The following is a 14,737-nucleotide window of genomic DNA, read 5'->3' as shown; positions in this document are numbered from 1 at the left end:
CCCTCGGGGCAACACCGAAGCCATGAAAGAGGAGAAAGATCATGGTGAATCAAGAACTCGGTTTCGTCGGCTATTTCGACCGGGAATCCTGTGATCTGGATGAATTCAAGGTGTTGACCTCGCAGACTCTTTCCGCCGAGACGGTGCCTTTTGCCGCCTCGGTAGAAAAGAACGTGCCCGTCTATGATATGCAGGCACTGAGTCCCGGTTTGGAACGGCCTGATACGCGCAGGGCCTTGCTGGCGGAATGGGGCCGGGTACTGGGCAAATCCGCCGGTGTGATCGCCCTGAAAGGGGCGTATCCCGACACGTCGATCATTGATCGGGCGACGGATGTGTTTCGTGAAATCATCGAAGAAGAACGCCAGGGTGGCGCCGGTGAGGGCGATCATTTTGCCGCGTCCGGCGCGAATGACCGGGTGTGGAACGCGCTGCAAAAGCAATGCCTGCGCGACCCCGAGGGCTTTGCGCTCTATTTCGGGAACACGGCGATAGCGGCGGCATGTGAAGCGTGGCTTGGCCCGAACTATCAGGTGACTGCTCAGATCAATCAGGTGCGCCCCGGTGGCAAGGCGCAACAGGCGCATCGGGATTATCACCTTGGGTTTCAAAGCGCCGAAAACGCGGCCAGGTATCCTGCACAGGCTCATCTGGTGACGGCCTCGCTGACCCTGCAAGGGGCGGTTGCGCATTGTGACATGCCGGTGGAAAGCGGGCCGACCAAGTTGTTGCCGTTTTCGCAGCTCTACCCGCCGGGCTATCTGGCGTTCCACGATGAAGCACACCGGGCGCATTTCGAAGACAGCTGTATCCAGTTGCCATTGGAAAAGGGGGACGCGGTGTTCTTCAATCCGGCGCTGTTCCATGCGGCGGGCGCGAACAGCAGCGCCGACATCAATCGCATGGCAAACCTGCTGCAAATCTCATCTGCCTTCGGGCGCGCGATGGAGTCGGTGGATCGGCGGGCGATGTCCTTGGCGCTGTTCCCGTCTCTGATCGCCTTGAAACAGCGCGGGGCGCTGGACGCAGCGCAGGTGGAGGCTGCAATTGCGGCCACGGCTGAGGGCTATCCCTTCCCGACCAATCTGGACACGGACCCGCCTGTGGGAGGTAACGCACCGGAAAGCCAGGCGGATATCCTGCGTCGCGCGGTTGCGGAAGGATGGACCGAGGCGCAGCTGGCCCAGTCCCTATCGGCCCGGAACCAAAGGCAAGCTGCCTGAATACAACACAGGCGGGCACTCGGGGGCCGCCCAAGAAGGAGAACAAGAATGGCAGACCTGCTGAAGAAACCGATCGGAACCCGCGGCAAGGTACATGACATCACTCCGTCAAGCGCTGGATGGAAATATGTGGGCTTTGGGCTTTATCATCTGAAGGCCGGGGATCGCGCAAACGAAGGGACTGCGGATCGTGAGGTCATTCTGGTGATGGTCGAAGGCAAGGCAAAGATCACCGGGGCCGGGCAGGACTGGGGCGTGTTGGGCGAGCGGATGAACGTCTTTGAAAAGACCCCGCCTCATTGCCTTTATCTGCCGAACGGAACCGAATGGGAGGCCGTGGCCGAAACCGATTGTGTGATCGCCGTGTGTTCAGCCCCGGGCAAGGGCGGCCACGAGGCCCGGCGGATCGGTCCGGACGGGATAACCCTGACTGAACGTGGAAAGGGTGCAAACACACGCTATATTAACAACATCGCGATGGAGGCCGAGGATTACGCCGACAGCCTGCTGGTGACCGAGGTGTTCACGCCGAACGGCCACTGGTCGTCCTATCCCAGCCACCGCCACGACGAAGATGACTATCCCCACATCACCTATCTGGAAGAGACCTACTACCACCGCCTGAACCCGTCGAACGGATTTGGGATCCAGCGGGTTTACACCGATGACGGCCAGTTGGATGAGACGATGGCGGTATCCGATGGCGACGTTGTGACTGTCCCGCGTGGCCATCACCCTTGCGGCGCGCCCTATGGGTTCGAGATGTATTATCTGAACGTCATGGCCGGACCGCTGCGGAAATGGCGGTTCGTGCCGGCCCCCGAGGTCGAATGGATCATGGAGCGTGACGGATGAGCCAAACTTTTGCCAATTACCCAAGCCTCGCAGGGAAGACTGTTTTCATCACCGGCGGCGCCGGCGGAATTGGCGCGGAAACCGTTCGGGCCTTTGCCGAACAGGGGGCAAAGGTTGGGTTTTTGGACCTCAACGCCGATGCCGGGCTTGCTTTGCTTTCCGAACTGGACGGAGAGCATGCATTCGCCCAATGCGATCTTCGCGACATTGACGAGATGAACGCCGCAATAGGGCAATTGGTTGAAGAGCTGGGCGAGGCGGGTGTTCTGGTGAACAACGCGGCCCGGGATGACCGGCACGACTGGCGCGACGTCACGCCTGACTACTGGGATGAGCGCATGGCGACAAATATCCGCCACATGTTCTTTGCCATTCAGTCGGTGGCACCCGGAATGATCGCCAGGGGTGCAGGTTCGATCATCAATATCGGCTCGAATTCGTGGTGGGAGGCCGGGGCGGGTTTCCCTGCCTATGCCACCGCCAAATCCGCTGTGCATGGACTGACCCGCACCATGGCGCGCGAGCTGGGCGATCACCGTATCCGCGTCAACACGGTCGTGCCCGGCTGGATCATGACCCAGCGCCAGAAAGATCTGTGGGTCACCCCCGAGGCTCTGGCCAAGCAGATCGACCGTCAGTGCCTGCCCGACCCGATCGACCCGGTCTATGTGGCGCGGATGGTGCTGTTTCTGGCCTCGAACGACGCGGCCATGTGCAGTGCCGGGAACTTCATGGTCGAAGGCGGGTCGATCTAAGTCTTTCCATACCGAAAGAGAAATCAATGCCTCAACCGTTTCAACTTGCGGCCTGTGCCGAGATGCTGTGGCTGGACAGTCCGATGGATTGGCGCGCCGCCCGGCTGGCCGAGATGGGGTTCGGTGTCGGGCTGTGGAACTGGCCGGAGCTCGATATTCCCAGACTGGTCGCAACCGGCGCCAGCTTCACCATCATGAACGGCTATCTTCAGGGGCGGCTGGCCGACGATGACGGGGCCGAGATGCTGCTGGCCTCGGCGGCCGAAACAATTCAGGTCGGCAAGCGTCTGGGCGTTGCGCGTCTGAATCTGCACGGCACCGGGTTGGGTGATGGTGGCATACCGATCTGGCAACATGACGAGGTCACAGGGCCGATGTGGCTCAAGGCCAGGGACACCCTGAACCGGATCTGTGATCTGGCCCAGGCCGAAGATGTGGTGTTCACGCTTGAAAACCTGAACCTGCTGGACCATCCAGGCTGTCCGTTCGGGTCAACGGCGGACGTGCTTTCCTTGGTTTCGTCGGTTGATCGTCCGCAGTTGCGGATCAATCTCGACCTCTACCATACCCAGATCGGCGAGGGGGATCTGATCCGCTGGTGTGAAAAATGCCTGCCCTGGATCGGAGAGGTGCAGGTGGCCGACAATCCCGGTCGGTGCGAGCCCGGAACCGGTGAGATCAACTATGCCGCCGTGGCGCGTGCGTTGAACGAATTGGGCTATCGCGGCCCGGTCGGGATGGAAGCCTTCGCCGCAGGCGACCCGGAAGACGCGCTAAACGCCTTCCGATCGGCATTCACGCTCTGAGCGTTACCGCTGCGGTGGCGCACCAAAGGCGCGGATCACCGTGCGGGCAGCAGCCTCAACCGAGTCGTGCGTTTCCTTCAGGATCGTTACCCGGTCGAACCGGTCGGGGTCGCGGTTTACGGCCTCGCGCAGGGCGGTGCCGAAGGCCATGCGCAGCTCGGTCCCGATGTTGAATTTGCAGATCGCGGTTTCACGCGCCAGCCGCGCGCGCTGTTCGACCGGCACACCCGATCCGCCATGGATGACCAGTGGAACGTCGGTCATGGAGTCGATCTGGCGTATGCGGTTTTCGTCCAGACCACCTTCCTTTTTTTGCTGAAGGTGGACGTTTCCGACCGAGATTGCCATCGCGTCCACGCCGCTGTCGCGGGCAAACTTCGCGGCTTCCTCGGGATCCGTGCCGTTGGAACCTTCACCGCCGGAATAGCCGACGAAGCCGATCTCGCCCTCGCACGAGATCCCGGCGGCATGGGCCATTTCGGCAATCGCGGCGGTTTCATCGATGTTCTGCTGCAAGGGCTTGCGCGACCCGTCGAACATCAGCGAGGTGAACCCGCTGTCGAGCGCGATCTTGCAGTCCTCGAAGGTATAGCCGTGGTCCAGATGCGCCACCACGGGCACCGAGGCGTTTTCGGCCAGATACCGGAACATCTTGCCCAGGATCGGCAGCGGGGTGTGCTCGCGGCAGCTGGGTCCGGCTTGCAGGATCACCGGGGCGTTCTCGGCCTCGGCGGCGGCGACATAGGCGCGCATGTCCTCCCAGCCCAGCGTCACCAGGCCGCCGATGGCATAGCCCTGTTCGTAGGCGGGTTGCAGGACGTCTTTGAGCGTAGCGAGGGTCATTTGAATTTGGCGATCATGTCTTTGATGCCCGGGATCGTTTCGATCTGATAGGCATGGGTGGGTTGGAAATACTGCACCAGCGACCGCTGGGTCAGCCCGCCGAGGATGGTGAAGTAATACATCTCGTATCCCGGCAGCACGCAGCAGGGGTGATAGCCCTTGTCGATGCAGATCGTGGAGCCATCGACGATGTGATAGGCATCGCCCGGCTCGTTGTCCTCGCGCTGCAGCATCTGCAGGCCCGAGCCCCAGTTGGGTTTGAAGCGGAAATTGTAGGTTTCGTCATGCCGGGTCTCGTCCGGCAGGCGGTTGGTGTCGTGCTTGTGGCTGGGAAAGCCCGACCAGCCGCCCTGACCGACGGTGAACAGCTCGCTCACCAATAGGCGACCGACCTTGTCATGCTGTTTCTGGCCGAGGATGTGCTTGATTTTGCGGTGGGTCTTGGTGTCGTCGCTGCCGTATTGCACCAGGTCGTGCTCGCGCACGTCGAACGGATCCAGCACCTTGTCATACTTTGCGCCTGCCACGAACACCTCGGCAGCCTCTGACACGCAGACCATCTGCGCCCGTGCTCCCGACGGGACATAGGCTCCCTCGGGTTCGCCATCCCAGACATCCTCGCCCCGATTACCCAGATGGGCAAAGCGCACGCCTTCGACGTCCACGTCGACGCTGCCGGTGGCGGGCACGATGCAGGTCTCGTAGCCCGGCACCTGGTATTCGAACGCTTCACCTATGTTCAGTTTGACGATGTTGAAATAGTTCAGCGGAACGGTCGGATCATCGGCGTCTACGATGGGTTTGTTCCGATTGTCATAGGGCGCGATATGCATGGTACTCTCCTATGTGGTCGGGCCGGGATGCGAAGCGAGGAACGCGTCCAGTTCTGGTGTCGTTGGCATGGCGGGTGCGCAACCGGGATGCGACACCACGATCGACGCGCAGGCCGAACCGCGCATGACGGCGTCTTTCAGATCGTGCCCCGCCGCGATCGAGGCCAGAAGCCCGGCCATGAAACTGTCGCCAGCCCCGTTGGGTTTGACGGCCGTAACCGGGTAAATACCGGTTCGCAGCTCTTGCCCGTCCACAAAGGTGACAGCACCTTTTTCGCCCATCTTGTAGATGACGATCCGACCCGGTTTTTGGGCAAGTTCCTGCGCTTTGGCAAAACCCTTTTCGATGCCGCCGGCCATGAATCCGAATTCTTCGTCATTGCCGACGATCAGGTCGCTGGCTTCGCCAGCCCGCGACAGAACTTCGGCAGCCACCTCGGCCGAGGGCCAGCTGTACGGACGGTAATCGATGTCGAAGATGATCGGCAGTCCTGCGCTTCGGGCGTTCTCGAAGGCCTGGAATGTGGCGCTGCGCGACGGTTCGGACGCAAAGACCGTTCCAGCCGAGATGATTGCCGAGAAAGATGAATAATCGACCCTGTCCATATCCTCTTTCGTGACTTGGAAATCAACGGCCCCGTTGCGATAGATCACATTCTGAAAGTCCTCGATCCGGCTTTCGTACACGGCCAAAGACATGCGGTATTCGCCGCCCAGAATGCGGATATAGGATGTGTCCACCCCGTAATGCCGCAACCGGTTGAGGCAGAACCGCCCAATCGCATCGTTCGAGACGGACGTGATCAGCGACGCCTCGCTGCCCAACTTGACCAGCCCGGCACAAATGTTGGCAGAAGAACCACCAAGGTCGGCATGAAACGTGCTGGCATCCTCGCTTTTGACGCCAATTGGGTCTGCGTAAAGGTCCATACCCGCACGCCCCAGAACGGCGAAACGGTTTCCTTTGATACCATCCATCAAAACGCTCAAGTTTTGTCCTCCGGCAGAATGGGTCGGCAAAGTTTGGACCTTGCGTTGAATCGATTCACACGATACTGATTTTGCAACCGGTTGCAAATGATATGTTCGGAGCCGTTGCAGATGCCTGAAATCGGAATTGGAATCGTCGGCGGCGGCTATATGGGCAAGGCCCATTCCGTGGCCATGTCAGCGGTCGGCGCGGTGTTCAACACGGCATTGAGACCCCGGCTCGAGGTCATCTGTGCCTCCAGCCCCGAAAGCGCCCAACGTTACAGGACGGCCTACGGTTTTGACCGAGCGACCGATGATTGGCGGGTATTGGTTGAGGATCCCAGGGTTCAGGCAATTGTCATCGCCTCGCCTCAATCGACACATCGTCAGATTGCCGAAGCAGCTTTTGCACTGGGTAAACCGGTCTTGTGTGAAAAACCACTGGGCGCATCGCTTGAGGACAGTCTGGCCATGGTTGCTGCTGCCGAAGCGTCGGGCGCGGTCAACATGGTGGGGTTCAACTATGTTCGTACGCCTGCGACGCAATACGCACGCCAGCTTATTGCAAATGGTGAAATCGGGGATATCACCTGGTTCCGGGGCGAGCACACCGAGGATTTCTATGCCGACCCGCACGCTTCTGCCTCTTGGCGTACGACGGGCATGGCCAATGGCACCATCGGAGATTTGGCACCGCATATGGTCAACGGTGCATTGGCGCTGGTTGGACCGATCGCGCGTGTGATGGCGGATGTTGAAACGGTTCACAAAACCCGACCGGGTGGTGAAGTGACAAATGATGATCATGCCCAGATGATGTGCCGTTTTGAAAACGGGGTTATGGGCAACCTGTATTTCAGCCGCGTCGCGACGGGGCGGAAAATGGGCTATGCTTATGAAATATCGGGAACAAAGGGCGCCATCCGGTTCGATCAGGAAGACCAGAACGCGCTGTGGCTGTATAAGCGGGAAGGACCCGAAGCGTCCCGTGGGTTCACAAAAATCCTGACCGGACCGGCGCATCCGGATTACGAGCCCTTCTGCCAGGGTCCGGGCCACGGAACGGGCTATCAGGACCAGATCATCATCGAGGCCAAAGACTTTCTTCAGGCCGTCCACACCGGAACGGCCACTTGGCCCACCTTTCGCGACGGGCATGAGGTCAACCGGGTGCTTGCCGCCGCCTTGGCATCGTCCGAGCAGCGGCAGTGGAAAGACATCCGCGATTTCTGATCGCTCAAACAAAAAAGTTCTAATGAGAGACGATGACCATGGCTAAGTTGAGATGGGGCATGATCGGTGGTGGTGAAGGCAGCCAGATTGGCCCCGCGCACCGCTTGGGGGCACAGGCTGACGGGCTGTTTGAATTTGCCGCAGGCGCGCTGGATCACCGGCCCGAAGCGGGCCGAGAATACGCGCAGCGATTGGGTGTTGCCGCCGATCGCGCCTATGGCGACTGGCAAGAGATGCTGGCCGGTGAGAAGGACCGTGAAGACCGGATCGATCTGGTGACAATCGCCACTCCGAATTCGACGCATTTCGAGATCGCCAAGGCCTATCTTGAGGCGGGCTTCAATGTCTTGTGTGAAAAGCCAATGACAATGACTGTGGAAGAGGGTGAGGAAATTGTCCGCGTCGCCGAAGCGTCGGGAAAGATCTGCTCGGTGAACTATTGCTATTCCGCCTATCCGATGGTGCGGCAGGCCCGCGCTATGGTGCGCTCAGGCGAAATCGGACAGGTGCGTCTTGTGGTGACCAATTTCAGCCACGGCCATCATGGGGATGCCACCGATGCGGACAATCCGCGCGTGCGCTGGCGCTATGACCCTGCGATGGCAGGGGTTTCCGGGCAGTTCGCCGATTGCGGTATCCACGCCCTGCATATGGCCAGTTTTATCTGCGATGATGAGGTGAAGACGCTTTCGGCTGATATGGCCTCAACGATCGCAAGCCGGGAACTGGAAGACGATGCAATGATCAACTTCCGGATGGAAAGCGGCACAGTCGGGCGTCTTTGGACATCTTCTGTGGCGATCGGGCGCCAGCATGGCTTTGACATTCAGGTCTTTGGCGAAACCGGCGGGTTGCGCTGGGCGTCAGAGCAACCCAACCAGTTGATCTACACCCCGGTAGGAGGGCGCACCCAGATCATCGAAAAGGGCGAGGGGGGGCTTCATGATGAAGTGCAGCGCCTGTCTCGGGTCGCCATCGCGCACCCCGAAGGCTTCCCGCTGGCCGTAGCCAATATCTATTGTGATCTGGCGGATGCGATCCGCGGTGAAAGCCGGGATGGCCTGCCCACCGCAGCGGATGGCGTGCGATCGATCGCAGCGGTGCACGCGGCTGTTGTGTCGGGCAAGGCAGATGGTGCCTGGCAAGACGCCCGCCCGCCGATGTTCCGCTGATCAGGGGCGGGGCCGCAACGTGCCCCGCTCGACCACCCGGCAGGGGAAAATCCGTGCCTCGGGGTAGCGATCGGGCGCCTTCAGCATCTCTTCCACCAGATCGACCGACGAGGTGATGATCTGCTTGATCGGCTGATGGATGGTCGTCAGGTTGATATATTCCCAGCGCGACATCTCCATGTCGTTCAGGCCGATGATCCCGATATCGGTGCCCGGTTTCAGCCCGTGATCGGCCAGCGCCGACAGCGCCCCGATCGACAGGATGTCGTCGCCGCAGAAATAGGCCTGCGCCGGATCACCCGCCAGCAGGCGCAGCATCTCGGCCCGGCCGGCCTCGAAGGAATAAGCTCCGGCGAAGGAGTGGTTGACGGGAATCTGCGGATGGTTGGCCATTTCCTCGAAAAAGCCCCGCTGCCGGTCCAGGGACGAGGTCGCATCCTGCGGCCCGCCCAGATAGCCCACGCTGGCATAACCCCGCGCGACCAGCTCGCGCGCGGCCATGCGGCCGCATTCCACATTGTCGATCCCGACCACATGCACCTCGGGCGAGGTGGCAGACCGGCCGAACGTGTGCACCACCGGCACGCCCGCATCGTGGAACGCTTTGGCAAAGCTGGGCGGCAAGGTCGACGAGGCGACGATCACCGCATCCACCGAATATTGCCGCAGCATGCGTACGGAATTGGCGGGCTCGGTCTCGTCCGTCAGGTTCACGATCAGCGGGCGCAGGCCGCGTTCCTGTAAGGCGCGTGTAAACTGGTCGAAGACTTCCAGAAAGATCGGGTTGTGAAAGTTGTTCGAAATCAACCCGATCAGTTTGGTGCGCCCGGTCGTCAGCGACGAAGCCAGAGCATTGGGGCTGTAGCCCAGCTCTCGCGCGGCCTTTTCAACCTTGCTGCGCGTTTTTGCGGAAACCGAGGCACCTTCGGTAAAGGTGCGCGACACCGCAGATCGCGATACACCGGCCAAGGCGGCCACGTCTTTCAGGGTCACGCTCACGCTGCGGGACTCCGATTACAGCGAGGCAGGAAAACAGATAAGTCTGGCATTGCCCGAGCATTATGCATCATCGACCTGAACTTGCAACCGGTTGCAACTCTGCCGCGACGATTCAACCGTGTTTGAGCGTCGAAATTTTGAAGGCAAAAAGGTGGGTGATGAGACACTCGAACTCCTGACATCTTCGGCATAACCGAAGCGCATCTTCCAATCCGCAGATGTACCCAAGCGCCGTCTTGCACTGCCGCCAAGGGCACAGGTTCCCAGAGACACCCGGTGTTGTCAGCGATTTGAAGTTGCACAAACCGCGGAGCGGTTCAAGGGCATATCCTTTCCTGCCGCTTTCAAGATCACGTCCGATCGAGCCGCAACAGGCATGCGTGACGGCGCATGCGTTGCCAAAAGGACCGTGGGGCAACAGTTTTTTCAACCCTTGGCATTGGCTCCATGACCGTGGCAAAAACTCCTGCCATCCCTTGGTGGACACACATGAGAGAAGCAGTGGAACGCCAACCCGCCCTTTCGCAGCGCAGGTGCTATCCAAGGCGAAATTTGGTTGGCGTCACACCGGTCTGGTTTCGAAAAAACCGAGTGAAGTGGGACTTGTCGGAATAGCCAAGCATGAGGCCGATCTCGGCAACTGTCATTTTGCTTTCTCTGAGGTGCTTCTTGGCGACATCGACCCGCAGACGCCTTACCTCTCGGGGAAGTGTTGTCTGATGTTTCTGAAGTGCTTTCAGGAACCGCTCGGGCTGGATACCCAGCAATCCGGCCACAACCTCCGGCCCCAGCTCTGACTCATCCAGTTTTCCACGCAGGACAGACCGCAAAGCGGCCACTACGGTGACGTCTTCATTGTGTCGAATCGTGGCTGTCGGCGCTTCGGACTCCTCTGCCGCATGGTGTAGAAACAACCATTCCACGGGAAAACTGATCTGCATTCCGGGGTTGGGTCCAAGACCGACTTCGATACCTTTGTAACCGCGTGGCAAGCCAAGGATGTATCTGCTTTCCCATCGCACCCGGGACGGATCCCACGCGTTTCCGACCACGCTTTGCAACAGGCGCACATAGATGGCAGCCCCGAACCCGGTAACCTGAACGGGAGGAACGTTTGGTTCCTGTTGCCGCGCGATCCGATAGATCGCTTTGTCTGCTTCCACGACAAGGCTGTGCCGCACGGCGTTGGACTCTTGTGGCACAAGCCTGACGAACCGGGCAAAAAACTCGAACAGAGTGTTCGAGGATTGCAACGACCGGGCGAATGGCGGCCATCCTTGCAGGTCAAATGTCTCTCCTACATTCAAGCCAAGGTATCGATCCCCTGACAACTCTGAGAAGGCATTCAACAGACCATAGACCAGTTCCGAGTGGACATAGACAGATGGGTCGGACAGCAGGTCGGCCTTCAAGCCGACCTGATCCAATGCCGGTTGCGGATTAATCCTGCGGTCGGTGAGATATTGCAGAAACGGGGCGGCCAACGCGAGGCGGATAAAGCCTTCGCTATGCGCTTCAGAAGTGGAGCTGAGTGGCACGCCCGTCACCCTTGTTTAAACCAATGGTTTCGTTCAGTGGCCCTTTTTGCGGTCACATTCGCACATGTTAATCCAATAGTGGCAACCCGCCCAAGAGTTTTTGGGCTACGTTTGGTAAAACGTGAATGTGAAGGGAGACCCTATGACCAACATGCGAATGTCCCGTTGCCCGGCGGTAATGGTCGCGGCAGTTTTTGGTTTTTCGGTGGCTGCGCAGGCTCAGGATGAAGAAGATCCTCAAACGCTGTTCACCAATGTGCACGTCTTTGATGGCGTGAATGAGCAACGTATCGAGAATGCAAGTGTTCTGGTCACGGGCAACCTGATTAAGGCCGTATCAACTGAAGTGATTGATGCCCCCAATGCTACGGTTATTGACGGAGAAGGGCGGACACTGACCCCCGGCTTCATCGAAAATCATGCACACCTGATGCTGCCAGGACCCACGTTGCCCGCAATGGAAGCCAACAGCACTTGGGAAGACCTCGCGATTCACGGCACTCAAATGGCTGAGATGTACTTAATGCAAGGCTTTACCACCGTAAGAGATGCAGGTGGCGCTAATGGAGGGCTTCGCCGCGCAATCGACACCGGGACTATTGTCGGGCCGCGTTTCTACCCTGCGGCTGCTTTTCTAAGTACGCGTGGTGGCCATGCTGATTTCGCCAACTTTACAGCACCTGTTGGCCAGTCTTCAAATTTCAGCCGTCTGAATATGGCCCAAGAAGTCGACAGTGTCTCCGAAATGTACAAGTTTGCTCGTAACAACTTTCGGATGGGAGCAACACAACTGAAGTACATGCAATCAGGCGGTGTAGTTTCAGTGTTTGACCCGTGGCAGTTATTGGCTGGATCGACGGCAGAGTTAGAAGCGGCCGTGCAGGTTGCCAACGAATACGAAAGCTACGTCATGGCCCATTCCTACCGCAAGGAAACGATCATGGCGGCACTGAATGCTGGTGTGCGATCAATTGAACACGGTTTCATGTTTGATTGTGAAATATCAGCGCTGATGGAAGAGAAAGGAGCCTACATCACAACCAATCTCACGGCATTTGATCCAAATCTCTTCGATATTCCTGCCATTCGAGATGTCCCAGCCAGCTTACGAAAGGCACAGTCCGCCACGCAGGCTTTCGGCGACTACATAAAAAACATGAATGAGTGCCCAGCTAAAAGAGGGTTTCACACGGATTGCGTAGGTTCTGTAGCTGCCTGCAATATTCAAATTGCCTATGAAAAACATCTCAATAATGAGTTCTTTGGCTCTCACGCATCGTTGGTCGCAATGACATCTACTGGCGGTGAAATCGCCGCTTTGTCCGGACCGTTCATGAACCCCTATCCCGAAGGCAATCTGGGCGTTATCGAGGAAGGGGCCTATGCTGATATCCTGCTGATCGACGGAAACCCACTTGAAGACTTTTCCGTCGTTGGAACCGGGGATCAATGGTTTGGCGCCGACCCGAGGCCGGAAAGCCCGGAAACGATCCGACTGATTATGAAGGACGGTGTGATATACAAGAACACACTGGACTGACCCAAATAACGGTTGGAGAGATTTGATGTTCCCTTGGTTTCGCGCCGCAGTTTTCGCTGGCTTTGTCCTGAGCGGTCATTCCGCAATGGCAACGTCCCATGCGACGCTTGACTGGTCTGACCTTCCGGACCCGTCGGTGCAGGTGTTCGACGACCCTTATCGTGATCTCAGCCCTGAACAGTTTGACGATGTCCTGTTCGTCGTGCGCTTGCGCGGCAGGTTGCAGCAGGATGTCGGCAGCGTTGAGGAAAGACAGAAATGGCAAGAGCTTCTGACCGAGACCGAAGACGCCTTGGCCGAGGGTGGCGTTGATGTCGACTGGCTGCTCGATCAGCGAGAGGCTGTGAAAGAGCGGCGAAGAAAGGCAGGAACAAACGGAAATCCGCAACTCGATGGCCAGAGTGTTACGCTGACAGGCTTTGCCATTCCCGCGCCGAACGATCCGGACGGGCGAGCGGTTGCATATTTGGTGCCAGAACGCGGGATGTGCAGCCACATGCCCCCGCCTCCGCCCAATCAGATGATCCGGGTGCGGTTGAACGGCGACTGGGCCCCCAGTTACTTCCATGAACCCGTTCGGCTTACAGGTACGCTGACGATTGAACCCTCGGTTCAGAACATGATGGTCGTGGACGGGCTTGTGCCGATGAATGCAACCTTCAAACTGGAGACGGACAGCGTTGAAACGCTGGAAACAAAGGCCGACGGTCTGGAATGGAGACAGCGTGCAGCCGATCGCCTCCGAGCTGCTGGCAATCGTAAAACTGGCGGCGCAAAGGCGTCGGAATGATAGGGCGCCTTGTTGCCGCATTGAGCATTGCCTGCGCGGGTACAGCGTCTGCGCAGGGGTTGTCCGGGCCTTCTTCGGTCGAGGCCGAGCTGAAACCTGGCGATGGCCTGACCGATCCGCATTACCGTTCCGAATTTCCGCGCAACATCGCGCCGGGTTGGTTTCGGTGGAAAGACCGGCTGGCCGAGGGCGGGTTTCGGTTCAACGTGGATTACCTGGCGTTGGGCCAATCCACGAACGCTGATTTGGGAACTGGTGAGGCCGCAAGTGGAATCGCGCGTGTCTACGGCAGTTGGCAGGCAACCGAGCGGGGTTCTTTGACATTCAAAATCGAAGATCGGCACGGATACACCGATGTTGCCCCGCAATTCCTTGGGCTGGACGGAGGTGCATTGTCGATCACCGGGACAGCCTTCAACGACAATGGTTTGTTGCTGACCAACCTGTTCTGGACCCAAAGGGCCGAGAACGGCGCGTGGACGCTGCAAGTCGGCCAGATTGATGTAACGGACTTTGTGGATATCTATGGATTGGTCAGCCCCTACAGCGGGTTCCAAAACCTGTCGTTCAACACCAACCCGACAATCAACACACCCAACCAGGGAATTGGCATTGCCGGTGGGATAAAGCTGAGCAAAAACTTCTACGCCGTTGCCAGCGTTGCAGACGCAAACGCCGATCCGTCGGATCCAAGTCTTGACGTGTTCAGGGACGGCAATCTCTTCAAATCGTTTGAGATTGGCTACACTTCGGGCTTTGATCGCATCTATTTCGACAATGTCCATTTGACCCTCTGGCATGCAGATGCGGCCGACGATGGCAGCCGTGCAGAAGATTATGGCGCCGTGTTTTCCGCGGCTTGGTTTGTCGACAACAAATGGATGCCGTTCGTTCGGGCAGGGGCGTCGAAAGGCACGGCAGCGCTGTATGATCGTTCGGTTTCTGCCGGGCTGGGCTATTACGGTCGAAACACCGATCTGGCCGGTTTGGGTTTGAACTGGGCCGAAGCAAGAAACATCGACGGCGATCAGTTCACGCTGGAAGCATTCTATCGCTTTTCAATCTCACCCGGTCTGCAAATCACGCCGTCACTACAGTTCATCTCCAATCCGCTGCTGAACGCCAATCAGGATAGCATCACGTTGTTCAGCCTGCGCACCCGGATCGTTTTTTGATGC

General features: G+C 58.6%; 14 protein-coding genes. 9 read left to right on the top strand and 5 right to left on the bottom strand.

Features of this window, described 5'->3' with window-relative positions; translation table 11 throughout:
- Window positions 1-41: 41 nt before the first annotated feature.
- The 4 genes from GS611_RS18860 to GS611_RS18845 are packed head-to-tail and all read left to right on the top strand — an operon-like array spanning window position 42 to window position 3,639.
- On the top strand, window positions 42-1,223 hold the full coding sequence (locus tag GS611_RS18860; protein ID WP_171638024.1) for a phytanoyl-CoA dioxygenase family protein: 1,182 nt from the start codon (window positions 42-44) through the stop codon (window positions 1,221-1,223).
- 48 nt (window positions 1,224-1,271) lie between these two features.
- Window positions 1,272-2,078 (top strand): 5-deoxy-glucuronate isomerase, encoded by an 807-nt coding sequence (gene iolB, locus GS611_RS18855; protein ID WP_171638022.1) that lies wholly within the window; start codon window positions 1,272-1,274, stop codon window positions 2,076-2,078.
- A complete protein-coding gene (locus GS611_RS18850; RefSeq protein WP_171638020.1) occupies window positions 2,075-2,833 on the top strand; it encodes an SDR family NAD(P)-dependent oxidoreductase in 759 nt (252 codons plus the stop codon). The genes iolB and GS611_RS18850 overlap by 4 nt, the downstream gene beginning before the upstream one ends.
- Window positions 2,834-2,859: 26 nt before the next feature.
- Window positions 2,860-3,639 (top strand): TIM barrel protein, encoded by a 780-nt coding sequence (locus GS611_RS18845; protein ID WP_171638018.1) that lies wholly within the window; start codon window positions 2,860-2,862, stop codon window positions 3,637-3,639.
- 3 nt (window positions 3,640-3,642) lie between these two features.
- Here the strand turns inward: GS611_RS18845 and GS611_RS18840 are convergent, their stop codons facing one another.
- From GS611_RS18840 to iolC, 3 genes are read right to left on the bottom strand one after another with little or no spacing between them, the layout of a single operon-like run.
- The gene (locus GS611_RS18840; RefSeq protein ID WP_171638016.1) at window positions 3,643-4,482 is read right to left on the bottom strand and encodes a class II fructose-bisphosphate aldolase; all 840 of its coding nucleotides are present in this window, start codon (window positions 4,480-4,482) and stop codon (window positions 3,643-3,645) included.
- The gene (locus GS611_RS18835) at window positions 4,479-5,315 is read right to left on the bottom strand and encodes a 5-deoxy-glucuronate isomerase (protein ID WP_171638014.1); all 837 of its coding nucleotides are present in this window, start codon (window positions 5,313-5,315) and stop codon (window positions 4,479-4,481) included. The genes GS611_RS18840 and GS611_RS18835 overlap by 4 nt, the downstream gene beginning before the upstream one ends.
- A 9-nt stretch (window positions 5,316-5,324) precedes the next feature.
- Complete coding sequence (gene iolC, locus GS611_RS18830; RefSeq protein WP_171638012.1) at window positions 5,325-6,293, bottom strand: 5-dehydro-2-deoxygluconokinase; 969 nt, start codon at window positions 6,291-6,293, stop codon at window positions 5,325-5,327.
- Between the two features lie 123 nt (window positions 6,294-6,416).
- Between iolC and GS611_RS18825 the strand changes: the two genes are divergently transcribed.
- Complete coding sequence (locus tag GS611_RS18825) at window positions 6,417-7,520, top strand: Gfo/Idh/MocA family protein (RefSeq protein WP_171638010.1); 1,104 nt, start codon at window positions 6,417-6,419, stop codon at window positions 7,518-7,520.
- Between the two features lie 38 nt (window positions 7,521-7,558).
- Window positions 7,559-8,692, top strand: coding sequence for a Gfo/Idh/MocA family protein (locus tag GS611_RS18820; RefSeq protein WP_171638008.1), 1,134 nt, complete (start codon window positions 7,559-7,561; stop codon window positions 8,690-8,692).
- On the opposite strand, the gene GS611_RS18815 is transcribed toward GS611_RS18820, so the two are convergent.
- On the bottom strand, window positions 8,693-9,691 hold the full coding sequence (locus GS611_RS18815) for a LacI family DNA-binding transcriptional regulator (RefSeq protein WP_171638007.1): 999 nt from the start codon (window positions 9,689-9,691) through the stop codon (window positions 8,693-8,695).
- Between the two features lie 536 nt (window positions 9,692-10,227).
- Window positions 10,228-11,229 (bottom strand): AraC family transcriptional regulator, encoded by a 1,002-nt coding sequence (locus GS611_RS18810; protein ID WP_171638005.1) that lies wholly within the window; start codon window positions 11,227-11,229, stop codon window positions 10,228-10,230.
- 142 nt (window positions 11,230-11,371) lie between these two features.
- Between GS611_RS18810 and GS611_RS18805 the strand changes: the two genes are divergently transcribed.
- The 3 genes from GS611_RS18805 to GS611_RS18795 are packed head-to-tail and all read left to right on the top strand — an operon-like array spanning window position 11,372 to window position 14,734.
- Window positions 11,372-12,769 (top strand): amidohydrolase family protein, encoded by a 1,398-nt coding sequence (locus GS611_RS18805; RefSeq protein ID WP_171638004.1) that lies wholly within the window; start codon window positions 11,372-11,374, stop codon window positions 12,767-12,769.
- Between the two features lie 25 nt (window positions 12,770-12,794).
- Window positions 12,795-13,559 (top strand): DUF3299 domain-containing protein, encoded by a 765-nt coding sequence (locus GS611_RS18800; RefSeq protein ID WP_171638002.1) that lies wholly within the window; start codon window positions 12,795-12,797, stop codon window positions 13,557-13,559.
- Window positions 13,556-14,734 (top strand): carbohydrate porin, encoded by a 1,179-nt coding sequence (locus GS611_RS18795; protein WP_171638000.1) that lies wholly within the window; start codon window positions 13,556-13,558, stop codon window positions 14,732-14,734. Before GS611_RS18800 ends, GS611_RS18795 begins: the two co-directional genes overlap by 4 nt.
- Window positions 14,735-14,737 lie beyond the last annotated feature (3 nt).

Origin of the sequence: Ruegeria sp. HKCCD6119 (assembly GCF_013110585.1) — a bacterium.
Classification (GTDB): domain Bacteria; phylum Pseudomonadota; class Alphaproteobacteria; order Rhodobacterales; family Rhodobacteraceae; genus Ruegeria.
The sequence above is the reverse complement of the archived record's forward strand: the minus strand, read 5'-3'. Positions and strand labels throughout refer to the sequence as shown.

Excerpts from the sequence above, each read along its gene's own strand:
- GS611_RS18795 (WP_171638000.1), top strand. The coding sequence starts at position 13,556 with ATGATAGGGCGCCTTGTTGCCGCATTGAGCATTGCCTGCGCGGGTACA.
- GS611_RS18850 (WP_171638020.1), top strand. The coding sequence starts at position 2,075 with ATGAGCCAAACTTTTGCCAATTACCCAAGCCTCGCAGGGAAGACTGTT.
- iolB (WP_171638022.1), top strand. The coding sequence starts at position 1,272 with ATGGCAGACCTGCTGAAGAAACCGATCGGAACCCGCGGCAAGGTACAT.
- GS611_RS18835 (WP_171638014.1), bottom strand. The coding sequence starts at position 5,315 with ATGCATATCGCGCCCTATGACAATCGGAACAAACCCATCGTAGACGCC.
- GS611_RS18825 (WP_171638010.1), top strand. The coding sequence starts at position 6,417 with ATGCCTGAAATCGGAATTGGAATCGTCGGCGGCGGCTATATGGGCAAG.
- iolC (WP_171638012.1), bottom strand. The coding sequence starts at position 6,293 with ATGGATGGTATCAAAGGAAACCGTTTCGCCGTTCTGGGGCGTGCGGGT.
- GS611_RS18820 (WP_171638008.1), top strand. The coding sequence starts at position 7,559 with ATGGCTAAGTTGAGATGGGGCATGATCGGTGGTGGTGAAGGCAGCCAG.
- GS611_RS18805 (WP_171638004.1), top strand. The coding sequence starts at position 11,372 with ATGACCAACATGCGAATGTCCCGTTGCCCGGCGGTAATGGTCGCGGCA.
- GS611_RS18840 (WP_171638016.1), bottom strand. The coding sequence starts at position 4,482 with ATGACCCTCGCTACGCTCAAAGACGTCCTGCAACCCGCCTACGAACAG.
- GS611_RS18860 (WP_171638024.1), top strand. The coding sequence starts at position 42 with ATGGTGAATCAAGAACTCGGTTTCGTCGGCTATTTCGACCGGGAATCC.
- GS611_RS18800 (WP_171638002.1), top strand. The coding sequence starts at position 12,795 with ATGTTCCCTTGGTTTCGCGCCGCAGTTTTCGCTGGCTTTGTCCTGAGC.
- GS611_RS18845 (WP_171638018.1), top strand. The coding sequence starts at position 2,860 with ATGCCTCAACCGTTTCAACTTGCGGCCTGTGCCGAGATGCTGTGGCTG.